This window comes from Streptomyces sp. LS1784 (genome assembly GCF_020103755.1).
Classification (GTDB): domain Bacteria; phylum Actinomycetota; class Actinomycetes; order Streptomycetales; family Streptomycetaceae; genus Kitasatospora.
Window position 1 is genome coordinate 1 of the sequence record NZ_JAHSQD010000036.1, and the last position, 23,236, is coordinate 23,236.

Genomic DNA, 23,236 nt, shown 5'->3' on the forward strand with positions numbered 1-23,236 from the left:
GGGCGGAGGGGGTGGTCGCCGAGGGGACGGCGGCCGCGCCCGCCCAGGCCGTGGCGGCCCCTGCGGCCGAGCCCGCCGCACGCCCGGTCAAGCGCGACTGGCGGGGCAAGCGACCGTTCTGGGGCGGGCTGCTGGTGACGCTCGGTGGCGCCGAGATCCTGTTCACCCTGAAGGCCCCGCTGCCCGTCATCCTGCACATCGGGATGCAGGGGCTGGCCGGGTACCTGGTGCCGGCGGTGATGATGCTGTGCGGCCTGCTGATCCTGTTCAACCCGGCGCAGCGGCTGTTCTACTCCATCCTCGCCGTGCTGGCCTCGCTGGCCAGCTGGGTCACCTCCAACCTGGGCGGCTTCCTGGTCGGGATGCTGCTCGGAGTGGTCGGCGCCTGTCTCACCTTCGGGTGGCTGCCCGACCAGCCGCTGCGCCAGGGCCGGCAGCGGCGGCTGGAACGCCGGGAGACGCGCCGGGCGGGAGCCTGACGGCGGTGCCCCGGGTCCCGGTGGTGGGAGAGCACCGGGGCGCGGGGCACCCTGCACCGTAGCGCGCGGGGCACCCTGCACCGTAGCCGTCCACGGTGGCCGAAAACCATTCCGGTCCGCACGCACCACCGCAAGGGGTCGAAGGTCCCGGGTCCGTCCGGGGCGATCGGCCCTTCTCGCGTTCGGCGCTCCGGCAGTTGACTGGGCAGGACATGGACAACAGCAGCAGCACGCACCTTGCCAACGGCACCGCCACCGCCGAGTACGACCGTCTCATCGCCCGTCACCACGCCATGCGCCTGCGCCGCCAGCTCCTCGCCCCGTCCTCCTCGGCCGGCGGCGACTTCGGGTACGGCGCGTACGGCGAGGACGGCGGCTACGACGGCGCCGCCGACCAGCACCTGATCCGGCGCGACCTCGACCTGATCTCCCCGCTCGCGGAACTGATCGACCACCTGTACGCGGTGATGTTCAGTCGCCGCCCGTTCCTGCGATCGCTCTTCCCCAGCTCGATGGAGTTCCAGCAGCTCCACCTGGAGCGGATCTTCCACCACCTGATCGACCACCTCGACCGCCCGGACGAGCTGGCGCAGACCCTCCGCCAGCTCGGCCGCGACCACCGGAAACTGGGCGTCCGGCCGGTGCACTACGAGGCCTTCGAGGAAGCCCTGTGCGCGGCCGTCCGGCACCGGGCCGGCGAACACTGGACCGAGGAGCTGGAGGGCGCCTGGGTGCGGATGCTTCGCTTCGCCGTCGGCTCGATGGTGGCCGGCGCCGACTCCGCGCTCACCGAGCCCCCGTACTGGCACGCCGTGGTGACCGGCCACGAGCGCCGCCGCCCCGACCTCGCCGTGCTGCGGGTGCGCACCGGCGAGCCGTACCCGTACCAGGCCGGGCAGTACGGCACCGTCGAGCACCCGGCGCTGCCGCACACGTGGCGGCAGTACTCGATGGGCTGTGCCCCGCGCGCCGACAACGAGCTGGAGTTCCACGTCCGCCGCACCGGCGCCGGCGGGGTCAGCGCCGCCCTGGTCGAGCACACCGCCGTCGGCGACCGGCTGCGCCTCGGCCCGCCGCGCGGCAGCCTGCTGCCCGACGGCGACGCCCGCGACCTGCTGCTGGTCGCGGGAGGCACCGGCCTCGCCCCGATGAAGGCGATCGTCGAGCAGCAGGCCGCCCACCGGCCGACCGGCCGCCGGGTCCACCTGTTCGTCGGCGCCCGGGACCGCGCCGACCTCTACGACTGGCAGGCGCTGTCCGAACTCGGCCTGCACAAGCCGTGGTTGACCGTCACCCCGGTCACCGTCGGCGAGCTCTCCGACACCGTCGCGACGGCCGGAGACTGGCGCGAGCACCTGGCCTGTGTCACCGGGCCGGTCGGCATGGTCGGCTCCGTCCGCACCCGGCTGGCGACGGCCGGGCTGCCGTCGGCTCAGGTGCGGTTCGACCAGGCGCTCTTCCGGTGATGCCGGCAGGACGGTCGTCGGTTCAGCGGTCGTCCGTTCAGGGGTCGTCGGTTCAGCGGAAGCAGTAGGAGTCGGAGGAGGCGTCGCCGCCCGCCAGGTGGGTCTGGTGGACGCGCAGGCCCCGGAAGTCGGCGCCGTGCGGGAAGAAGCGCTCGTCGATGCTCAGCCCGCCGGCGTCCGGGTCGGCGTCCAGCTTGACCATCCAGGGCTCGATGCCGTCCGGGTAGAACTGGTCGTCCCAGGCGCCGTAGAGCGAGTTGGTGAGGTAGATCCGCCGGCCGTCCCGGCTGATCTCCACCATCTGCGGCGCCCCGCTCAGCGGACGGCCGGGCTCGGCCGGGTGCGGGGTGCGGGCGGCGATCCCGCCGAGCCGCACGGAGCCGGCCAGGCGGGGGTGGAACGGGTCCGAGACGTCGTACTGGAACAGCTCGCCGGTGCCCCAGGCGGACACGTACAGCCAGCGGTCGTCCACCGACAGGTTGATGTCGGTGACCAGCGGCGGCACCGCCCCGAACGGCTGCAGCGCGGGCGGCAGGTCCTCGGCCTTGGCCGGCTCGGCGGGGATCTCGATCACCTTGCGCGCGGTGAACGCCGGCCCCTCCCGGTACCAGAGCCAGACCGAGGAGGACAGGTCCTCGACGTTGGTGACCACCCCGGCGAACCCCCACTCCGCCTGCGGGTCGTGCGCCGGGCGCAGCTCCAGCACCATCTGGTACTGGTCGCCGAGGTCCACCCGCTGGAGGTGGCGGCCGGAGTCCAGCTCCCAGAAGTGCAGTGCGTGACCGTACTTGCGCCCGAGCAGGAGGTCCGGCACCACGCCGTCCTCCACCATCGACGGGCTGCCCCACTCGCTGGTGATGCCCACGTTGGTGCCCAGGTGCCACCAGACGTCGTACGCGAAGTGCTGCGGGCCGCGCTCGGTCTCCCAGGCGCGCAGCACCTCGAAGGTGGTGTGGTCGAGCAGCGCCACCCCGCCCGGGCCGTCGTTGCCCTCGCCGCTGCCCAGGCAGGAGAGGAAGACGCCGTCGGGGCCGCAGTGCAGGGTGTGCGGGCGCGAGTAGCCCGCCTTGGCGGCGAGCTCCTCGGCCTCGATCGTCTTGACCAGGTGCGGGCGGACCGGGTCGGGGTGGGTGTCCAGCACGTGCAGCCGGGAGGAGCGCAGCCCGGGGAGCAGCAGGTAGCGCCGCTCCGGGTCCCGGTGGCAGGCGTGGGCGAGGGCGCTGGAGCAGGCGTTCCAGCCGAAGTGGTGCAACTCGTCTCCGAGCGTGGGCAGTTCGGCGAAGTTCAGGACCTTCCCGTAGCTCGCCGAGTCCGGATCGGTGTCGACGCTCAGCAACGCGTCCGGCCGCCGGCCCGAGCGGTCGAACCCGGCCACGTACGCCAGCTTCTCCGGCGGAGCGGCGATCGCCTCGGCGGCCGAACGGTAGAGCGACGGATCGGTGTGCCCGTGTTGCATGCAAACTCCCCAACTCGCCTTGTCCGTCCGGAAAGCGTTCCACACGACCACCGGCGCACAGCAGGCGCACGAGAAGCGGTCGGGAGGCGCGGGCGGCTACCCTGACCCGGTGCACAACAGCATTCGCGGGGGGAACTTCCACGGCCCGGTCGTCCAGGCGGACACGGCGCACGTGACGGTCATCGCCCGGCCTCCCACGACCGCAGGCCTCCCGCCGCTCACCTCCGCCTTCACCGGCCGCGACCGGGACCTCGCCGAGCTCCGGTCCCTGCTGACCTCGGACGGCCCGTCAACGGTGGCGGTCACCGGCCTCGGCGGCATCGGCAAGACGACGCTGGCGGTCGCCGTCGGCCACGCGCTGCTCGGCGCCGCCCACTTCTCCGCGGCCCTGTTCGTCGACCTCCGCGGCTACGACGAGACGCCGCTGGAGGCCGGGCAGGCCCTCGACACTCTCCTGCGCGCCCTCGGCGTCCCCGCCGAACACATCCCCCCGGACCCTTCGAATCGGGCCACCCTCTACCGCGCCCGACTGGACCAGTACGACGAAGGCATCCTGGTCGTCGCCGACAACGTCTCCGGCGCCGAGCAGGTCCGCCTCCTCCAGCCCCCGTCCGCCCGCCACCGCCTCCTGGTCACCTCCCGCGAAACCCTCCCCAGCCTCGGCGCCCGCCTCCACCGCCTCGGCGTCCTCGGCCCCGAGGCGGCCGTGGCCCTCCTCGACACCGCCGTCCGAGCCGCCCGCGCGGACGACGACCGCATCACGGCCGACCCGGCGTCCGCTCAGCGGATGGCGGAGCTGTGCAGCCACCTCCCGCTCGCCCTGCGGCTCGCCGCGGCCCAGCTCGTCCTCGACCCGCACCTGCGTCCGGACGAGCTCGCCGCGGACCTCGCCGACCGCGCCGCCCGGCTCGACCTCCTGGACGACGGCGAGGACGGCATCCGGATCGTGCTCGACCGCTCGCACCGGCGGCTCACCGAGCCGCAGGCGGAGCTCTTCCGGCTCCTGGCCCTCAACCCCGGCGCCGACATCTCGACCGAGGCCGCCGCCGCGCTGGCCGGCTCGAAGGTGCGTGAGGTCCGCTCCCGGCTCGCTCGGCTCGCCGGCTGTGCCCTGGTCGAACAGGCGGCGGACGGCGGCCGCTGGTACCTGCACGACCTGGTGCGCGACTACGCCCTGGAACAGGCCGATCGGCACCCGGCAGCCGGCGAGGACGCCCTGCGACGCCTGCTCGTGTACTACGCGGTGACGGCCGAGGCCGCCGACGCGGACCTCAAGGCACTCCCCGGAAGCCCGGGCCCCGGCCGCTTCCGTGACCAGACCGAAGCCCTGGCCTGGCTGGAGCACGAGCGGGCCACCCTGGTCGCGGCCGTGCGCGTGGCAGCGGAGGCGAGCCTTCCCGTGGTGGCCGTGAGTCTGTCCGCGTCGCTGGTCGCCCACCTGGTCCGGCGGTCCCGGAACGACGACGCCCTCGCGGTGACGGAGGTGGCGCTCGCGTCCGCCCTCGCCCTCGGGATCAGGTACGAGGAGGCGGTGGCGTGGCACAACCTCGCCTACGCGCACAGCCACGCCCGCCGGTTCAAGGAGGCGATGGCGGCCCTCGGCACCGCCGGCGTGATCTTCCGTGAGCTCGGCGACCGGCCGGGGGAGGTCGCCACCTACGCGAACCTCGCCGAGATCCTGGCGAGTCTGCACCAGCCCCAGCAGGCCATCGAGGCGGTCCGGCACGCCCTCGCCCTCGTGCACGACCTCGGCGACCGACGGCGGGAGGCCCAGCTGTCCACCCACCTCGGTGCCCTGCTGTTCGAGGCGGGGCGGGCGGAGGAGGCCCACGAGACGTTCCGGCAGACGATCACGGTGTTCCGGGAGCTGGGGGACCGGCGCGGCGAGGGAACGTCCTGGGACCTCGCCGCCCAGATCCTCAGCAACCAGCGCCGCTACGAGGAGGCGATCGAGGCCCATCGCCAGGCGCAGGCCGCTTGGCAGGGCACCGGCGACCGGCACAGCGAAGCGGTGGTGCTGGGCGACCTCGGCGTCACCCTCATGCGGGCGGGCCGGGCCGGCGAAGCGGTGGAGGCCCACGAACGGGCCGGCCGCCTGCTGCGGGAGACCGGTGACCGCCGGAGCGAGAGCCTGAGCCTGCGCAACCTCGGCATCGCCCTCCGGCGCACCGGGAGGACCGACGAAGCCCTGGCGGCACACCGGCGGTCCCTGGCCATCTGTCAGGAACTCGGTGACCGCACCGGCGAGGGCAGCACCTGGACCGCGCTCCGAGCCGTGTTCACCGACCTCGGCCGGCACGCGGACGCCGAGGAGGCCCGACAGCAGGCGGAGCGTGCCTTCGCCGAGGCCGACGACGCACTCTCCGAAAGCATTGCGATCATCACATCCCAGCAGGTCGGCGATGCCGGGGACGAGCAGGGCTGAGCCAGTACAGTCAGCCCCATGGAGTTTGGTGAAGACATCCTGGGTGCCCCCTACGAGGCGGCGGAGCTGATGCTGCGGCCCGATGCCGAGGGGGCGGTGTGCGCGACGCTCGTCCGTCGGCTGGTGCCCGGGGCGGAGCGGGCCGTGCTGTACATCCACGGGTACAACGACTACTTCTTCCAGACCAACCTCGCCGACCACTACACCGCGCTCGGGTTCTCCTTCTACGCGCTGGACCTGCGCAAGTACGGGCGCTCCCTGCGCCCGCACCAGTCGCCGAACTTCGTCCGCGACCTCGCCGAGTACGACGAGGAGATCGACGAGGCGGTCCGGATCATCCGCGAGCTGGACGGACACCGAAAGCTGCTGCTCAACGGACACTCGACCGGCGGGCTGGTCGGGGCGCTGTGGGCGGGGCGGCGGACCGGTCGCGGGGTGGTGGACGGGCTGTTCCTGAACAGTCCGTTCCTGTCGATGCCGGCCGGGCAGGCGGTCCGTACGGTCGGCGGGCCGGCCGTGACGGCGATCGGGCGGCTGGCGCCGACCCGCATCCTGCCGTCCTCGCTCAACCCGCACTACACCCACAGCCTGCACAAGGACCACAAGGGCGAGTGGGACTTCGACCTCACCCTCAAGCCCGCCGAGGGCTTCCCGCTGTACGCGGGGTGGCTGGCGGCGATCCACCAGGGCCACCGGCGGCTGCGCCACGGGCTGGGGATCGACGTGCCGGTGCTGCTGATGGCCTCGACCCGGTCCGTCTCCACCACCAAGTGGCACAACGCGCTGCACCACGCCGACGCCGTGCTGCGCGCCGACGACATCGCCGCCCAGGGGCCGCAGCTGGGCCGGCACGTCACCGTCGTGCGGATCACGGGCGGCATGCACGACCTGGTGCTGTCCGGTGAGGCCGCCCGCACCGAGGTGTTCGCCGAACTGGACCACTGGCTGGCGGCCCACCTCGACGTGCGTCCGGCGGACGCACGGCCCGTGGCCGCGCAGCCCGCCGGGGAGAACGCGTGACCGACGAGCCGGTGCCGGTCGGGCGGCGGACCGACCTGGGCTTCGCCAAGCTCATGCCCGACCTCGACCGGGACGGCGGCTGGCTTCTCACCCTGGACGGCACCCCGCAGTCGTACGTCGACCTCGCCGACCCGACCCACCTGGAGTTCGAGTACACCCGGCGCCTCGGCCACCTCGCCGACGCCCTCACCCCCGCCGGGCGGCCGCTGGACGTGTTGCACCTGGGCGGCGGCGCGCTCACCCTGCCCCGCTACCTGGCCGCGACCCGGCCCGGTTCGCGGCAGCGGGTGGTGGAGGTCGACGGGCCGCTGTTGGAGCTGGTCGCCGAGGAGCTGCCCTGGCAGGGCCCCGGCGCGGACATCACCGCGACCGTCGGCGACGCCCGGGCGGCCCTCGCCGAGACCCCGCCCGGCTCGCAGGACCTGGTGATCGCCGACGTCTTCCACGGCTCGCGCACCCCAGCCCACCTCACCTCGGTGGAGTTCCTGCGGCTGGCAGCGGCCGCGCTGCGCCCCGGCGGCTGCTACGCGGCGAACCTGGCGGACGGCCCGCCGCTGGCCTTCGCCAAGGCGCAGGCGGCGACGGTGCGGGCGGTGTTCCCGTACGTCTGCCTGGTGGCGGAGGCGCCGGTGCTGCGCGGCCGCCGGTACGGCAACATCCTGCTGGCGGGGTCGACGGCGCCGCTGCCGGTGGCCGAGCTGACCCGGCTGCTCGCGGGCGACATCTTCCCGGCCCGGCTCACCGAGGGGGAGGACCTGGCGGCACTGGTCGGCCGGACCGCCCCGGTCACCGACGCGGAGGCCACCGATTCCCCGCCCCCGCCGGACGGCGCCTTCAGCATCGGGTGAGGCCCCGTACCGGCGGGCGGGCCGGCCCCGCGTGCTTCCTGGGGTGGGCGATCAGCGCCACACCCGGACGTCAGCCGACCAGCTTCCTGTACGCGGCGGCGTCGAGGAGGCCGTCGGTGGATGCGCCCGGGGCAAGCTTGATCGTGAAGAGCCAGGCCCCGTAAGCGTCGTCATTCACGTCCTCGGGGGCGTCCACCGCGTCCGCGTTGATGGCGACGACCTCGCCGGTGACCGGGGTGAAGATGTCGGACGCGGCCTTGACGGACTCCACGACGCCCACCGGATCCCCGACCCTGACCTGCGAACCGACCTTGGGCAGCTCCAGGAAGACGATGTCGCCGAGGGACGATTGGGCGTGGTCGGTGAGGCCGATCGTCAGTGTGCCGTCGGCCTCCGCCCGGATCCACTCGTGCTCATCGGTGTACTTGAGGTCCGTCGGGATATTGGACATGCCGTTCTCCATCCGGGTGTTCACGCACCGTCGACCACTCGTTGCAGTCGATCACCACGGCAGTCTGCTACATCCCCTGCCCGATCAGGGCATCATCCGGAAAAATCGGTACAAGCCGCCCCAAATGGTGATCGCAGTCCAGTGAGCTTGACCGATTTTCATCCAAGCCGCGGCCCGAGCCGGATGGCGGCGCGTCGGCGGAACGGGAGGGGCGGACGGGGTGTCAGAATCGGCGGGTTCATGCCCACGACGGGAACGCGACGGGACCACGTCCGAAGGAGCGAGCGATGAGTGGCGGCGGGGAACGACCGGAGCTGGGACAGGTGCCGGAGACGGCGCTGTGGACGCTGTGGCACCGGGCGCTGGAGGCGCGGCGGCCGGACACCGTGCTGCCGGACCCGAAGGCGGTCGAGCTGGTGGACCGGATCGACTACCCGTTCGCGGAGCGGTTCGGCACCAGCGCCACCCAGGCCCAGCTCCAGGCCCTGCGCGCGGCCTGCTTCGATCGCGAGGTGGCCGACTTCCTCGCTCGGGAGCCGCGCGGCACCGTGGTCTGCCTGGGGGAGGGCCTGGAGACCCAGTACTGGCGGGTCGACAACGGGCGGGCCCACTGGCTGAGCGTGGACCTGCCTGACGCGGTGGCGCTGCGGGAGGAACTGTTGCCGCCTGGCGCACGCCGGCGCTACCTGGCCGCCGACGCCACCGAACTGGGGTGGGCCGACGAGGTGGACCGCAACCGTGAGGTACTGATCACCGCTCAAGGCTTGTTGATGTACCTTCCGCCGGCCCGGGTGAGATCCCTGATCGCAGGCTGCGCGGAGCGGTTCCCGGGTGGCTCGCTCGTGCTGGACGCCGTGCCGCGCTGGTTCAGCCGACTCACCCTGAAAGGGACGATGCGTGCCCACGGCTACCAGGCGCCGCCGATGCCGTGGGCGATGGACGCGGATGAACGGGACAAGCTCCGCACCGCCAGTCCGGCGGTGGTGGCGGTGCGGGACGTCCGGCCGACCGGCGGACGCGGGCTCGTCGGCGCCCTGCTGCCACTTGCACTGACCACCCCGCCACTGGCCACCCGCCGTCCCTCCGTCACCGTCCTGGACTTCGCCGAGCGGCCCGAGAAGTCGTAGACGGCTTCCCACGGCCGCAAGGCGGAGGCGACATCCTGCGAGGCAACGAGCCGCACCGCCGCCGGAGGCGGGCTGTCGGCCGACGATCGTCTCAGCGGCATGAAAGAGTGCGTCTCCGGGGGTGGTTGCCGGCTTCGGTGTCCAGTGGTGCCGGTGACTGTCAGGGCCGTGGGAGCTTGGTGTCGGACGGACTGGTGAGTGTGGACAGCGAGGTGTTCGCCGCTGTGCGGGCAGCGGACGGGGCGGCGTTCGGCGGGCTTGCCGAGCGGTATCGGCCGGAGTTGCGGGTGTACTGCTACCGGATGCTGGGCTCCTACGACGAGGCCGAGGCACGGGTGTTCCCGATGCTGTTCCACTGGACAGGACACGATGTGGTGCTGTCCACGTTCTTCCCCGCTCGGAAGATCGCGGCGCTGCGGGCCAAGCCCGACGTGGCGATCACGATCGACGCCGCGGGGACCCCACCGCAGGCACTGCTGATCCGTGGTCGTGCCCAGGTGACCGATGTCGACGGGATCGTCCCGGAGTACCGGCTGACCATGCGTCGCTACGCCGGTGATGAACAGGGTGCGGCCCAGGTCGCGGCCGTCGACCGTCCAGGCGTGCGGATGGCGCGGATCGCGGTGCGCCCCGCCTGGGTGGGAGTCCTGGACTTCCTGACCCGGTTCCCCGGCGACTCCACGGCCGCCGAGTTCAACCGCCGGGGACAGGCGTGACGGCCGAGTACGTGGTCATCCCCGAAGCAGCATCCGATTCCTGATCCGACCGGCCGGTGACAGAGGCTCCATGCCCGCCCCTGTCACCGGCGGGTGGCAGGGGCCCGTCGTGCTCGGCACCGATCACGGCGCCGGGTGCTCGCAGGCGGCCGGCGGCGCCGCGTGCGACGATGTAGGGGATTCGGCCCGGCCGGTAGGCGGCGGGAGGAACGGACATGGAGATCAAGCCGCAGGCGGCTGTCATCCCCAGGGACACCGATCAGCTCGAACAGGGGAAGTACGGCCCGATCTTCCCGAAGACGCCCGCGTGTTACGGCTTCACGATCGTCGCGAGGGTGAAGCCGGGCCGGGCCGAGGCCATGCGGGAGTACGGGTACGCCCTGGCCAAGGCGCTGGAGAACGATCCACAGCTTCTCGCGCCGCTGAAGCTGCACTACCTGCGCTGGGTGCTCTTCGACGACGACACGCGGTTCATGTACCAGGGGATCTTCGACACCGATTTCGACAAGTACACCGAGGACGCCATCGCCCTGTTCAGCAGGGCGGGGGTGAGCACGGCTTTCGAGAACCTCGAAGGGTTTCCCGAGGACTGGAGGACCAACCCCGAGGCGTTCGTCAGGTTCGTGCGTGCGCACCACTGCCCGAGCTTCATCGAGTACGGCGAGTACCCCTACGTCACGGCCGACGAGATCAAGAAGGCGCTACGGATCAAGAACGCCCTGTCGGAGATGCTCGACCAGTTGCAGTGAGAGCCCGCGGCCCGCCCTGCGCGCGAGTCGACGCGTCGACGGCCCACTGCCGAGGGAGGCGCAATGAGCGAGGCCACCACCGCCCGCACCTACAACCAGAACCACGTTCCGCGCGCCGCCACGCCCGGCCGGCGGCGGGTGAGTGTCTACGTCTCGTGGAGCTATCCGGCCGAGGCGGGAAGGAACGCGGCCGAGCTGGACAACCGGTTCTCCACGATGACCGAGGTGCGGCGGGTGGCCTGGCCCGCCTACGAGGACCCGAAGTGGTCCGACCCGCTGCGGTTCCAACAGGGCATCGCGGGATCGCTGGAGTTGTTCTTCTGGGCCTGGGTGCCGTTCCAGCAGTTCGTCGAGGAAGTCACCGGACATCCCGTCCCCGTGTACCAGCGCATCGACCAGGCCGGGTTCCACACCCCGCTCGACGAGCGGGTACTGGCCGACACCGACACCCTGTTCGTCTTCGGGCTGGACCACGTGGTCACCGGCCAGGAGGCGGAGCCCGGGGAGGTCGAGGCGCTGCGGGCGTTCCTCGGCCGGGAGGGCGCCTGTCTGGTCCTCGGGCCCCACCACGACGTGGGGGCATCGGACGATCTGACGGTGCGGGAGATCGAGTACCACCACCACGGCGATCCCCTGGTGCCCCGGCAACAGCGCTTCGCCGGATACCTCCGGGGTGCGATGCACGGACTCGGCGTGCCGGTGGAGAACCGCTACGGGCTGCGGCCCGCCGTGCGGGAGCAGAACAGGATCGCCCCGTTCTCCGCGTCCAGAGACCTGGACCCCAAGGGATGGCTGGAAGGAGTGACCAACTTCAACTTCCACCAGCACCTGCCGCACTACGCCGTGACGACGGACGAGCCGGACGTCGTTCACGTCCTGGCCAGGCAGCCGATCGACACCTCCAGGCCGCATCCGTTCACCGAAGCCGGCAACCTCACGTTCAACATGTTCCTGTGGATGCCCCCCGTAGGTGAGCGGGCCGGCGACATCCTGCTCGCCGACTCCACGATCTTCAGTTCCTTGTTCGGCGGCGACGAGAGCCTGCGCAACTTCTGGCGGAACCTCGTCACCAAGTAGCGCCGCAGGCCACTGCAGCGGGCGGCGAGGAGGTGGCTCCCGTGAACGAACCGCGAGCCGCACTGGAGCTCGACGACATCCAGCGTGGAGTGCTCAGCCCCCGGCCGACCCCGTATGCGGCGACCTATCTGGTGTTCCGCATCGACGACCGGACGCACGGGCGGGAGCTGATGCGGCGCGCGAGCGCGACGGTGACCTCGGCCGCCGACTCGGTCAGCCCCCTGGGGGAGACGTGGGTGAGCGTCGCGGTCACCCGTCACGGGCTGGAGGCCCTCGGCGTGCCGCGCTCGTCGCTGGAGACGTTCGCGTGGGAGTTCCGGCAGGGAATGGCCGCCCGTGCCGGAGCACTGGGCGATGACGGCGAGAGCAGCCCCGAGCACTGGGAGGTGCCACTGGGAACCCCGGATGTCCATGTGGTGCTCACCGCGGTCGCACCCGACCCCGAGCAGCTGGAGGCGGCCCTCGGCCGGGCCCGCCTCGCCTACGACCGGCTCGCCGGGGTGACCGAGGTCTGGCGACAGGACTGCTACGCGCTGCCCACCGAGACCGAGCACTTCGGATACCGCGACGGCGTCAGCCACCCGGCCATCGAAGGCAGCGGCATCGCCGGGTCGAACCGGTCGGAGGCGCCGCTGAAGGCCGGCGAGTTCGTGCTCGGCTACCAGGACGAGATCGGCGGCACCCGGACCCCGCAGCCGGAGGCGCTGGGACGCAACGGCAGCTACGCGGTCTTCCGCAAACTCCACCAGGACGTCGCGGCGTTCCGCCGCTACCTGCGCCGGGCCGCCACCGGTCCCGAGGACGAGGAACTGCTGGCAGCCAAGATCATGGGCCGCTGGCGCAGCGGAGCTCCGCTGGCACTCAGCCCGCAGCACGACGACCCCGCCCTCGGCGCGGACCCCGGCCGGCGCAACACCTTCCTGTACGCACGGGAGGATCCGGTGGGGTTCATCACCCCTGGCGGTTGTCACATCCGCCGGGCCAACCCCCGGGACGCCCCGGTGGCGGGCGAGGTGCGCCTGCACCGCATGATCAGACGCGGCGCCGTCTACGGCCCTCCGCTGCCCGCGGACGTGCTGGAGGACGACGGGGCGGACCGGGGCCTGATGTTCGCGTTCATCGGAGCCCACCTGGGGCGGCAGTTCGAGTTCGTCCAGTCCCAGTGGATGAACGACAGCGTGTTCTTCGGCTCAGCCGGTGCCAAGGACCCCGTCGTCGGGTCCCACGACGGCAGCGACGGCTTCACCGTTCCCCGGCGGCCGGTGCGCCGGCGCCTGCCCCCGCTGCCGCGGTTCGTCGTCACCCGTGGCGGCGAGTACTGCTTCCTGCCGGGTCTGCGCGCCCTGCGCTGGCTCGGTGACCTGCGGGACTGACCGTGTGACGAGGCACACCCCGGCACCGCCCCGAGGCTTTCCACGGCCCCGGGGGGGCGGGTTCGACAGCGGTCCGGAGGCCGGGGCCACCGAAAAGCCCCACGCCTGGGATCGCGCCGTCCGAGGCGCGGCCGGAACCCGGCGCCCTGGTCGAAGCGGTCGAGGCGGTGGTCGTACCGCGCTTTGCCGAATCTTGGAGAAACGCTGGTCAACCTGGAACCATGGTGAGGGGGCGTACGTCGTAACCACCGGTGATCGGCCGGGGGGACAGGCCACCCGGCACGTTAGGCTCGCTCTGGGGGAGCGGCTTGGGTGCCGCCATCGGACGAACTGCCGGGACCGGCACGCGGCTCCAGGGGGAGCGTGGCCGGTCCCGTCCTGCCACGGAGGGACTGGCCTTGCACATCGATGCCTGGATCGAGGGGATTCCGCCCACGGCGGTGTATGCCGTGATCGGTCTGATCATCGGGCTGGAATCGCTGGGCATTCCCTTGCCCGGCGAGATCGCCCTGGTCACGGCGTCCCTGATGGCGGTCAAGGGTGTGGTGAGCCCGTGGGGCGTCGCGGCCTTCGCGATCGCCGGCGCGATCATCGGCGACTCGATCGGGTACTCGATCGGGCGCAAGGGGGGCAAGCCGCTCTTCGAGAAGCTGGGACGCAAGTTCCCCAAGCACTTCGGGCCCTCGCACCTGGCCACCGCCGAGCGCTCGTTCCACAAGTGGGGCATGTGGGCGGTCTTCTTCGGCCGGTTCATCGCCCTGCTGCGCATCTTCGCCGGTCCGCTGGCCGGCGCGCTGAAGATGCCGTACTGGAAGTTCCTGATCGCGAACGTGCTGGGCGGCATCGTCTGGGCCGGTGGTACGACGATGCTGGTCTACAAGGTCGGCAAGAGCATCGAACCCTGGCTGGCCCGGTTCTCCTGGGCGGGCCTGGGCGCGGCCCTGGTGATCGGCCTGCTCTCGGCCTGGATCATGAAGCGCCGTGCCGCCAAGACGCACGCCAAGATCGAGGCGGAGGAGGCGGCCAAGGCCGCCGCCGCTGCCAAGGAGCCGGTCACCGACTGACCGCTCGACCGACCGGTCCCCCGATCGGTCGTCCACGGTGACCGTCGTGGTGCCCTCGGGCCCTCGGAGTAGCATCGGCCGGGTACCTGCCGATCTTGCACTCCGGAGGGCCCGATGTCTTTGCAGCCGACCTGGGATGCCGTGGACGCGTACTTCTCCGAGCAGCTGGTCGGGCCGGACCCTGTGCTGGAGGCCGCCACGGCCGCCGCCGACGCGGCCGGGCTGCCGAAGATCGCGGTGGCCCCCAACCAGGGCAAGCTGCTGCACCTGCTGGCGCTGACCCAGGGCGCGAAGCGGATCCTGGAGGTCGGCACGCTCGGCGGCTACAGCGCGATCTGGCTGGCCCGGGCGCTGCCGGCGGACGGCACCCTGCTCACCCTGGAGCTGGACCCCCGGCACGCCGAGGTCGCCCGGGGCAACCTGGCGGCCGCCGGGCTGGCCGGGGTCGCCGAGGTACGGGTCGGCCGGGCCGCCGACTCGCTGGCCGAGCTGGTGGAGCAGGGCGTGGAGCCCTTCGACCTGGTCTTCATCGACGCCGACAAGCCGAGCAACCCGGAGTACTTCCGCCGGGCGCTCCAGCTGACCCGGCCCGGCTCATTGATCATCGTCGACAACGTCGTGCGCGGCGGCGCGGTCGCGGACGCGGTCAGCACCGACCCGGCGGTGGTCGCCACCCGGGCGCTGCACGAGCTGATCGCGGCCGAGCCGAGGGTCACCGCGACGTCGGTGCAGACGGTCGGCAGCAAGGGCTACGACGGCTTCACCCTGGCCCGCGTCCAGGGCTGAACCACGGGACTCGCCGGAACGTCGCGACAGAACATCGCGGCGGCGACGGAACACACGGAACACGAAGGAACGGAGACACCGTGCGGATCGGACTGCTGGGAACCGGCCCCTGGGCGGAGCGGGTGCACGCGCCCGTCCTGGCCGAGCACCCCGGGCTGGAGTTCACCGGCGTCTGGGGCCGACGTCCGGAGGCGGCCGAGGCGCTGGGCGCCGCGCACGGCGTGCCCGGGTACGCGGACCTCGACCGGCTGCTGGCCGAGGTGGACGCGGTCTCCATCGCGCTGCCCCCGACCGTGCAGGCGGGTCTCGCGGTGCGGGCCGCCGAGGCCGGCTGCCACCTGCTGCTGGACAAGCCGGTCGCGCTGACCGTGCCGGACGCCAAGGCGGTGGCCGAGGCGGTGCGCGAGCACAAGGTCGCCTCGGTGGTCTTCTTCACCGTGCGCTTCGGCGGTACGCAGATCCCGTGGATCGAGCGGCAGGCGCAGCTCGGCGGCTGGTTCACCGGGCGCTCGGACTGGCTCGGTTCGGTGTTCGCGCCCGGCAGCACCAGCCCGTACGCGGCCTCGCCGTGGCGCCTGGAGAAGGGCGCGCTGTGGGACGTCGGCCCGCACGCGCTGTCCGTGCTGCTGCCGGTGCTGGGCGACGCGACGCAGGTGACGGCGGTGGCCGGCCCGCTGGACACCGTGCACCTGGTGGTCCGGCACGCAGGCGGCGCCTCCAGCACGCTCGCCCTCAGCCTGACCGCGCCGCTCGCGGCGGGCGGGACGGGCATGGAGCTGCGCGGCGAGCACGGCGTGGTGCAGCTGCCCGAGCGCGGCGAGGGCCCGGTCGCGGCGCTGCACCGGGCACTGGACGCCCTCCAGGCCTCGGCGGCCTCCGGCGAGCCGCATCCCTGCGGGGCGGACTTCGGGCTGCGGGTGGTGGAGATCCTGGTCGGCGCCGAGCGCTCGCTGGCGAGCGGCGGACCGGTGGAGGTCTGAGCGGATGACCCGGCGGGGCCCGGGGAGGGCTCAGAGCCGGTGGGGACGGAGCGCGACCTCCTCGCGGCCGTCCTGCTCGCGCCCGTCCTGACCCGGGTCGGCAGCGGGCTCCCCGGGGACCTCACGGTCTTCTCCGGCGTGACCAGCACCGTCCGATCGTGCGGCACCCGCCGCCGTCGGCGGAAGCCGTCCGTCAGGGCGCGCCCGGCGGCAGCGGCGGCAGGGTCGAGGCCGGGCGGCGGTCGGTGGGGCGGGCCGGCGGGATGACCGGGGCACGGAAGTCGCGCGGGCCGGTCCACAGCGCCGGGACGGCGTCGCTGCGGCGGGCCAGTTCGTACGCCAGTGCCTCGTAGTTGACCCGCCAGCCGTGGAAGTGCGCCCAGGCGTCCTCGGCCGGGCGCTCGCGCGGGAAGCCGGCCGCGGTGATCATCGCGACGGCGCCCAGGTACTCGGCGTAGGTCAGCCGGATCGGGAGGTCCGGGTCCGGGTCCGGGTCGAAGTGGATCCGCAGCGAGCGGGCGATGTCACGCATCGCGGTGAAGCCGGCCCGGATCACCAGCCGGGCCTCGGGCGGGGCCGAGCGCGGGCAGAGTGCCAGGTGCAGGGCGGCGGCGTCCATCACGGCGATCAGCCCGACCACCCAGCTGCGGTTGGGCTGGGGGGAGCGGAAGGAGAGCAGCACCGGGTAGTTGGAGTGGCTCTCGCCGATGTCGGCGGCCAGCCGCTCCCAGTCCCGGTAGAGCTGGGGGAGCGCCGTCTCGGTGTCCACCAGGGACTGGCGGGCCAGCAGCTCGGGGCCCCAGGCGGGCTCGCCGGCCCGGGACTGGAGCAGCGTCACCTCGGTCTCGCGGCGCTGGTAGGCGGCGTAGAGGGTCGGCAGGTAGGAGATCTGGAGGGCGATGATCAGCGGGCCGCTGGCGGCGGCCATGAAGTCGATCGCGGAGAGCTGGAGCCGCTCGCCGCTGGCGAAGCCGAGGGTGAACAGGCTGGACCCGGCCTCACGCACGGACACCGACCAGCTGAGGTCGGAGGTGCCGTGCAGCAGCAGGGTGTAGGCGATCAGCATCCCGCCGAGCCACACCCCGAGCATGCCCAGCAGCACCAGCGGCGCCAGCCAGGTGAGCGCCCGGTCCTGCGCGTGGTAGCCGCCGGCCGGCATTGCGGACAGCCGCAGCAGCCCGCGCAGCACCCGCCAGAGCCGCATCACCAGCGCCGAGTAGAGCCCGCGCGGAACGACCAGCGTGCGCAGGACGCTGCCGACGACCAGCAGGAGCAGCAGCGCGCCGAGCGCGGTCTGGATCATCCTCATGGCGCCATTCTGACGGGCCGCCGGGGCTGCCGCGGGCCGGGTCCCGCTGCCGCGGGCCGGTCGGCGGCTTTCGGTCGGCCGTCCGCGAGCCGTCCGCCGAGCCGTTCGGGGCCGGTCCGTCGTCCGTCCGTCGTCCGTCCGTCGTCCGGAGTATGACCATGATCACACCATGACCAGGCGTACGTACTGATGTTCCTCGGGCGTCTATGTGTACGGAGGATCAGTCCCACGAGCGAATCGGAGACCGGACGGTGCGTGCGCAGCAAGACGGCGGGGCCGAGGAGGAGAAGTCCGGGCGCCGACGGTGGCGGTTCCCACCGCGCGGCAGGCCGTTACGAGGACGGCGCCCGTCCCTGCGGGTCGACTACCCGCGCGGCGGGCGGCGCGGGGTCCGCCGCTGGCTCCCGTCCTGGCGGCAGCTGCTGCTGGTGGCCGGGACCGGCGCGGCGGCGCTGACGGGCTGGCTGGTCTGGTTCTACGTGAACACCGCCGTCCCGGAGGACCTCAACTCCTTCGCCACCCAGCAGAACAACGTCTACTACTGGGCGGACGGCACCGAGATGGCGCGGATCGGCCCGACCAACCGGCAGGAGGTGCCGCTCGGCCAGGTGCCGGAGCCGGTGCAGTGGGCGGTGCTGGCCGCCGAGAACGAGACCTTCTACACCGACCCGGGCATCTCCGTGACCGGCATCGGCCGTGCCGTCGTCGAGATGGTCACGGGCGGTGACACCCAGGGCGGTTCCACCATCACCCAGCAGTACGTCAAGAACATCTACCTGAACCAGCGCCAGGACATGTCCCGCAAACTCAGCGAGATCGTCATCGCGATCAAGCTGGACGACCGGATGAGCAAGCAGGACATCCTGGCGGGCTACCTGAACACCAGCTGGTTCGGGCGCGGCAGCTACGGCATCGAGCGTGCCGCCGCCGCCTACTACGGCAAGCCCGTCTCCCAACTCGACCCGAGTGAAGGCGCCTTCCTGGCCGCCCTGTTGAAGGGCGCCGGGCAGTACGACCCGGCGGTCAGCGCGGCGAACCGGGAACGGGCCGAGGAGCGCTGGTCCTGGATCCTGGACAGGATGGTGGAGGTGGGCAAGCTGTCCGCCGCCGAGCGCGCCCGGTACACGGTGTTCCCCGAACCCAGGCCGCAGCCGAAGTCGGCGGGGCTGAGCGGCCAGATCGGGTACCTGGTGGACATGGCCCGCACCTACGTGGAGAGCCACAGCGACATCACCCCGGCCCAGTTCGACCTCGGCGGCCACCAGATCCGCACCACCTTCGAGAAGCCGAAGGTCGACGCCCTGGCCGCCGCCGTGCAGTCGGGCACCGTGGGGATCGACCCGGACAACCGGGAGGCCGACAGGCTCCTGAAGGTCGGCGCCGCCTCGGTGGCCCCGGACGGCCGGGTCGTCGCGCTCTACGGCGGTCCCGACTATCTGAAGCAGGGCTTCAACAACGCCAACACCTCGACCGTGCCGATCGGTTCGGCCTTCACGCCGGTGGTGTACGCCGCCGGGCTCAGTCAGGGAGCGCAGCGCCAGCGGGGCGGCACCCGCACCCCGGTGACCCCCACCAGCACCTACAACGGCGACGACGGGGTGAACGTGATGACTCCGGAAGGGCCGTACTGGGGACGGGACGGAAAGATCGTCAAGACCGCCAACGACGGCAAGCGGAACTGGGGCACGATCACCCTGCGGAATGCGGTCGAGCAGTCCGTCAACGGGCCGCTGATGCAGCTCGGCATGGACGTGGGCCTGGACCGGGTGCAGAAGACCGCCACCGACCTCGGCCTGCTCCCCAACAGCCTGGGCGAACTCGTCCCGGCCCTCGGCGTCGGGAACTCCACCCCCAGCGCCCTCCGCACCGCCGACGCGTACGCCGCCTTCGCGGCGGGCGGCAGCCACACCGACCCGTACTCGGTGCTCGCGATCTCCCGCAACGGCGTCCAGCTCCCGCTGAGCCTGCCGACCGCCGTCCAGGCACTGACCCCGGCGGTCGCGGGCGAGGTGGACGCGGCGCTCAAGGGCTCGGTCCGCGACGGAGCCGCCAAGTCCGTGGCGGAGGCGGGGCCGGGCCTGGCGGCCAAACCCGGCACCACCGCGGACCGCACGGCAGGGTGGTGCGTCGGCTACAACGGGCAGCTGTCGACGGCGGTCACCGTCTTCCGTGCGGACCTGAAGGACATGAAGTTGCTCTCCCTCGAAGGCCTGGGCGGCGCCGCCCCGGACACCTCGGACGCCGCCCTGCCGACCAGGATCTGGACCACGTACATGAAGTCCACGGGCGCACGGTAGGCCGACCGGCCGCGGGGGCCGTGGACCACGGTCCCCGCGGCAGCGCTCTCCGCGCCATTCGGTGCAAGCGGTGTCGTCGCGGTCGCCCGCCTTCCCGCAGGCCCGCATCGTGGGCCTGCGGGAGCTCACCGGCGACAGCCGGCTGCGTCACCTGCCGTCACCTGTGTGTCCGACCCGACAAGGTGCCGGGGTGGACCTGGGGCCCGGCAGGGAGGCCGCAGGCTTCGTGGCGTCAGGAGCAGGTGTACTTCGCGGGTCGGGAGGTGTCGTTCCCGATGAGAGTCTTCTCGTCGGTGCTGATCGCCTCGATCGAGAAGGTGTCCGAGACCGCGGACAACGAGTCCGCGACCACGCCGTTACGCCACAGGACGGGCCGTGCGGTCGCGCCGGCGTACGCCTTGCCGCCCACGGTTCCGTTACCGCCGATGGCCGTTGACTCGATGGCACCGTTGCTGATGGTCCGGACCAGCGAACCCTGAGCGTTCCACTCGGCCGCGGCGTAGCTCGTGCTGCTGTTCACGCTGCCGACGATGCGCCCGTCCCGGATCGCCGACGGAGTGCCCGTGGCGCCGGAGCCCTGTGCGGCGAGCGTGTGCCACTGACCGTTGGTGTCCGTGACGAAGCCACCCGTGCCGGTGTACCCGACGATCCGGCCCTGCTCGTCGATGTCGGTGGGGACGAGGGTGCCGGCCGCGGGGAGGGACAGTTCGCGGTACGTTCCCGGTGCGCTCGCCGGCCACACCACCAGGATGTTCTTCGTTCCGACCGAGGCGGTCCCGGCGATGTCACCGGCGTTGTTGATCACGCTGGCCGACGAGCCGCCCCAGGTCGGGTTGGACGGCAGCGCCGTCGTCGTCCCGGTGGGGCTCACCGTCACGGCCGTGAACTTGTTGTTGACGATGTCGTCGCCCACGATCAGGCCGGCCGAGTTGACATCCGACACGTGGGGGCCGTCCGCGGGGAGCTGCAGCACGACCTTTCCGTTGTCCCACAGCGTCCCGCGCTTCTCCTTGTAGCCGTAGGGCCAGCTGGTGGACAGCGTTCCGGTGATGCCGACTCCGTACCGGCCGCCGTCGCTTGCGTACAGTGTGCCGCTGGTCGCGGTGGACGGCAGCTCCCACGCCGTCTTCTGCCATTGACAGGACGCAGCCTGAGCGGTGCCGACCGGCACGAGACCGAGTGCCGCCGTGATCGCCGCCACGGCGAGCACGCTTCCTTTACGTCGGTTGAACAAGGGATCCGCCCTTCCTCACAAGGAATGAACTTTCCGGCAACCGACCCTGACAGGGCCCGCCCTGTCACGTGAAGCAATTTGAGTGAAGCGGAAACAACGGTGGCGTGGCCGAGGATCCGGCGCTTGAGCACCTCGGTTCTCCCGTGGAACCAGCGGTGTCAGGCCGTGTGCCTGCGCATCCGGCTCGGCCTCGCGTACCCCGGTGGCGCGCCCCGATCCGGACGGCCTCCGGGGCCCGCAGAGGGCTGCGATCACGGCGGTCCCGCCCGGTCACCTGACCAGGCGGGACCAGTCGGCCGGCTGGGCGGGGTCGAGTTGGCGGAGCTGGTCGAGGACCTTCGGGTCCTGGGCGTCGAGCCAGTCGGCGACCTGGCGGAAGGAGACGCAGCGGACGCCCTCCCGCTTGCAGACGTTCTTCATCACGTCCTCGACGGCCTGCATGTAGATGCCGCCGTTCCAGGACTCGAAGTGGTTGCCGATGAAGAGCGGGGCGCGGCTGCCGTTGTAGACGCGTTCGAAGCCGGCCAGGTAGCTGTCGCGGGTCTCCTTCTCCCAGGTGTCGTACTTCTTGGGGTCGCCGTTGGTGGTGTTCCCGGACTGGTTGGCCAGGAAGTTGAAGTCCATCGAGAGGCTCTGGGTCGACCTGCCGGGGTAGGGGAGCATCTGCAGCGGGAAGTTCCAGATGCCCTCCTTCTTCACCGGCCAGACCTGGAACTCGCCCGGGGAGCTGGCGTCGTAGCGGAAACCCGTCGCCTTCTCGGCCGCCAGCAGGTTCTTCTGGCCCTCCAGGCAGGGGGCGCGGCCGCCGACCAGCTCCTTGGTGTAGTCGAAGGGGAGCGGCGGGAGCTCCTTGAAGCCGGTGTTGGTCTTCCAGTTGGTGACGAAGGAGATGGACTGGTCGAGCTCGCTCTTCCACTCCTCGGTGCTCCAGTCGCCGCCGCCCTTGGCGCCGCAGAAGTGCCCGTTGAAGTGGGTGCCGATCTCGTTGCCGTCCAGCCAGGCGAGGCGCAGCTGCTCCAGGGTGTCCTTGATGTGGGGGTCGGTGGCGTAGTCGATGGAGGCGTCGCCGGGCTTGTGCTGCGGCGGCTTGTAGAGCGTGCTCTTGGACTTGGGGAGGACGTAGAGGCCGGAGAGGAAGAAGGTCATCTGGGCGTTGTTCTCCACGCCGAGCTTGCGGAAGCGGGAGAACATGCGCTCGTCGCCCTCCAGGGCGCCGTCCCAGGAGAAGACGACGAACTGCGGCGGCTTCTCGCCGGGCTTGAGCTTCTCGGGCATGGACTGCTTGGGCTGCGGGCCGGTATAGGAGGTGGACCCGTCGCCGAGCACCTTGACCTGGCCGTCCCAGGTGGGGGTGGGGGTGGGAACGGGTGGTGGCGGGGCGGGGGCCTCGGTGGTGGTGCTCGGGGCGGGGCCGGCCGGGGTGGTGCCGGTGGTGGCCGTGGGTCTGCTCTGCGTGCCGGAACATCCCGTCGCCAGGGCGGAGGCCCCGAGGACCCCCATTGCCAGCAGGATGGCCGAGCCGCGAGCAGTCCGCACCGGACCCCCATTTCTCTGATGTTCGATCAGGCGGTGTTCAGAAGATGATCGATGGATGTGATCATCAGAACACTTTTGATCGACCTCTGTCGAGGCGGGGCCGGTGCGGCTGCGGCGGGGGAGGGGTCGCCGAGCAACTCCCCTATGCTGCAAGGCAGCTGGCGTGGAACGGAGGCTCCGGTGGAAGGCCTCGGCGGTCGCGAGGGTGTGGAACCGCCCGACCCGTTCGGAGGGACCGGGTGGCGTCACGCGGGGAGGGCCGGTCATGGACCGGGAAGAGCGCCGGGCCTGTGAGCGGGGGCCGGTTCCCGGCCCCTGAACCACTGCGCCACGCTGTCCGTCGATGGCGGGCTACCCGACCCGGCCCACAACTACGGAGACCTTGACCTGTTCCGTGAAAGAGGACTGACCGGCGGGCAGCGACTGCTGAACGTACTCGGCGAATGCCGGCCGGCTCTTCGACTCGGGCAGCTTGTCCGCGGGGATCGCGGAATAGATGCCGCCCATGAGCTGGTCGAAGCTCAGTTCATCGCTGTACTCGATCACGATTTCCTGCACCTGATCGAAGCCGGACGGCCTTTGGCCGGCCGATCGGCTATCGGTAGAAAGACCCCTCACGACGGAACTCGACTCGGGCTGCTCGGCCGGCAGTTCGGCCTGATACGTCAGGTCGGCGGTTCGGCTGGACCGCAGCCCTGACCGGCGACCGCGGCCCCCATTCGCGACATGCCCCGAACGAACCCCCGAGCCGTGCGGCGCGGGGGCTCGCGGCATTGACAGGGGCCTCCTGCGGTTGAATGCTAAGCAAGCGCTTAGTCAATGATCCGCTTCCCCGACCGAGGA

At 71.9% G+C, this 23,236-nt stretch carries 20 protein-coding genes; 14 read left to right on the forward strand and 6 right to left on the reverse strand.

Annotated elements, in window-relative coordinates:
• Positions 1 to 50: 50 nt before the first annotated feature.
• Positions 51 to 479: a DUF6114 domain-containing protein gene (locus KS423_RS07355; RefSeq protein WP_224276397.1), complete on the forward strand. Its 429-nt coding sequence runs from the start codon at positions 51 to 53 to the stop codon at positions 477 to 479.
• Between the two features lie 197 nt (positions 480 to 676).
• The gene (locus tag KS423_RS07360) at positions 677 to 1,945 is read left to right on the forward strand and encodes a globin domain-containing protein (RefSeq protein ID WP_224276347.1); all 1,269 of its coding nucleotides are present in this window, start codon (positions 677 to 679) and stop codon (positions 1,943 to 1,945) included.
• A 52-nt stretch (positions 1,946 to 1,997) separates the two neighbouring features.
• Here the strand turns inward: KS423_RS07360 and KS423_RS07365 are convergent, their stop codons facing one another.
• Entirely contained in the window at positions 1,998 to 3,401 is a 1,404-nt protein-coding gene (locus KS423_RS07365; protein WP_224276349.1) for a selenium-binding family protein, read from the reverse strand.
• A gap of 109 nt (positions 3,402 to 3,510) precedes the next feature.
• Between KS423_RS07365 and KS423_RS07370 the strand changes: the two genes are divergently transcribed.
• Genes KS423_RS07370 through KS423_RS07380 form a run of 3 tightly spaced genes read left to right on the forward strand, consistent with a single transcriptional unit; the run spans position 3,511 to position 7,694 of the window.
• Positions 3,511 to 5,826 carry a tetratricopeptide repeat protein gene (locus KS423_RS07370; RefSeq protein ID WP_224276351.1) on the forward strand — a complete coding sequence of 772 codons (2,316 nt, stop codon included), beginning with the start codon at positions 3,511 to 3,513 and terminating at the stop codon, positions 5,824 to 5,826.
• Between the two features lie 18 nt (positions 5,827 to 5,844).
• A complete protein-coding gene (locus KS423_RS07375; RefSeq protein ID WP_224276353.1) occupies positions 5,845 to 6,846 on the forward strand; it encodes an alpha/beta hydrolase in 1,002 nt (333 codons plus the stop codon).
• 53 nt (positions 6,847 to 6,899) lie between these two features.
• Complete coding sequence (locus KS423_RS07380) at positions 6,900 to 7,694, forward strand: spermidine synthase (RefSeq protein WP_224276399.1); 795 nt, start codon at positions 6,900 to 6,902, stop codon at positions 7,692 to 7,694.
• 70 nt (positions 7,695 to 7,764) lie between these two features.
• On the opposite strand, the gene gcvH is transcribed toward KS423_RS07380, so the two are convergent.
• Entirely contained in the window at positions 7,765 to 8,145 is a 381-nt protein-coding gene (gene gcvH, locus KS423_RS07385) for a glycine cleavage system protein GcvH (protein ID WP_224276355.1), read from the reverse strand.
• Between the two features lie 287 nt (positions 8,146 to 8,432).
• Between gcvH and KS423_RS07390 the strand changes: the two genes are divergently transcribed.
• The 8 genes from KS423_RS07390 to KS423_RS07425 all read left to right on the forward strand — a co-directional run bounded on the left by KS423_RS07390 (position 8,433) and on the right by KS423_RS07425 (position 16,017).
• Positions 8,433 to 9,272 carry a class I SAM-dependent methyltransferase gene (locus KS423_RS07390; protein WP_224276357.1) on the forward strand — a complete coding sequence of 280 codons (840 nt, stop codon included), beginning with the start codon at positions 8,433 to 8,435 and terminating at the stop codon, positions 9,270 to 9,272.
• Positions 9,273 to 9,466: 194 nt separating this feature from the next.
• Entirely contained in the window at positions 9,467 to 9,988 is a 522-nt protein-coding gene (locus KS423_RS07395) for a hypothetical protein (RefSeq protein WP_224276359.1), read from the forward strand.
• A 215-nt stretch (positions 9,989 to 10,203) separates the two neighbouring features.
• Complete coding sequence (locus KS423_RS07400) at positions 10,204 to 10,737, forward strand: hypothetical protein (protein WP_224276361.1); 534 nt, start codon at positions 10,204 to 10,206, stop codon at positions 10,735 to 10,737.
• 63 nt (positions 10,738 to 10,800) lie between these two features.
• Positions 10,801 to 11,814 (forward strand): hypothetical protein, encoded by a 1,014-nt coding sequence (locus KS423_RS07405; protein ID WP_224276363.1) that lies wholly within the window; start codon positions 10,801 to 10,803, stop codon positions 11,812 to 11,814.
• 41 nt (positions 11,815 to 11,855) lie between these two features.
• Positions 11,856 to 13,187, forward strand: coding sequence for a Dyp-type peroxidase (locus tag KS423_RS07410; RefSeq protein ID WP_224276365.1), 1,332 nt, complete (start codon positions 11,856 to 11,858; stop codon positions 13,185 to 13,187).
• A gap of 398 nt (positions 13,188 to 13,585) precedes the next feature.
• Positions 13,586 to 14,251 carry a DedA family protein gene (locus KS423_RS07415; protein ID WP_224276367.1) on the forward strand — a complete coding sequence of 222 codons (666 nt, stop codon included), beginning with the start codon at positions 13,586 to 13,588 and terminating at the stop codon, positions 14,249 to 14,251.
• Positions 14,252 to 14,365: 114 nt separating this feature from the next.
• Positions 14,366 to 15,037, forward strand: a complete 672-nt coding sequence (locus tag KS423_RS07420) for an O-methyltransferase (RefSeq protein ID WP_224276369.1) — start codon at positions 14,366 to 14,368, stop codon at positions 15,035 to 15,037.
• 80 nt (positions 15,038 to 15,117) lie between these two features.
• Entirely contained in the window at positions 15,118 to 16,017 is a 900-nt protein-coding gene (locus KS423_RS07425) for a Gfo/Idh/MocA family protein (protein WP_224276371.1), read from the forward strand.
• Positions 16,018 to 16,210: 193 nt separating this feature from the next.
• Here KS423_RS07425 and KS423_RS07430 read toward each other — a convergent pair whose 3' ends face one another.
• Positions 16,211 to 17,326 (reverse strand): hypothetical protein, encoded by a 1,116-nt coding sequence (locus KS423_RS07430; protein WP_224276373.1) that lies wholly within the window; start codon positions 17,324 to 17,326, stop codon positions 16,211 to 16,213.
• A 251-nt stretch (positions 17,327 to 17,577) separates the two neighbouring features.
• Here KS423_RS07430 and KS423_RS07435 point away from each other — a divergent pair, with 251 nt between their 5' ends.
• Positions 17,578 to 19,623, forward strand: a complete 2,046-nt coding sequence (locus tag KS423_RS07435; protein WP_224276375.1) for a transglycosylase domain-containing protein — start codon at positions 17,578 to 17,580, stop codon at positions 19,621 to 19,623.
• 232 nt (positions 19,624 to 19,855) lie between these two features.
• On the opposite strand, the gene KS423_RS07440 is transcribed toward KS423_RS07435, so the two are convergent.
• The 3 genes from KS423_RS07440 to KS423_RS07450 all read right to left on the reverse strand — a co-directional run bounded on the left by KS423_RS07440 (position 19,856) and on the right by KS423_RS07450 (position 22,939).
• Positions 19,856 to 20,824 (reverse strand): hypothetical protein, encoded by a 969-nt coding sequence (locus KS423_RS07440; protein ID WP_224276377.1) that lies wholly within the window; start codon positions 20,822 to 20,824, stop codon positions 19,856 to 19,858.
• Between the two features lie 303 nt (positions 20,825 to 21,127).
• A complete protein-coding gene (locus tag KS423_RS07445) occupies positions 21,128 to 22,357 on the reverse strand; it encodes a hypothetical protein (RefSeq protein ID WP_224276379.1) in 1,230 nt (409 codons plus the stop codon).
• Between the two features lie 387 nt (positions 22,358 to 22,744).
• Positions 22,745 to 22,939 (reverse strand): hypothetical protein, encoded by a 195-nt coding sequence (locus KS423_RS07450; protein ID WP_224276381.1) that lies wholly within the window; start codon positions 22,937 to 22,939, stop codon positions 22,745 to 22,747.
• Between the last annotated feature and the right edge of the window lie 297 nt (positions 22,940 to 23,236).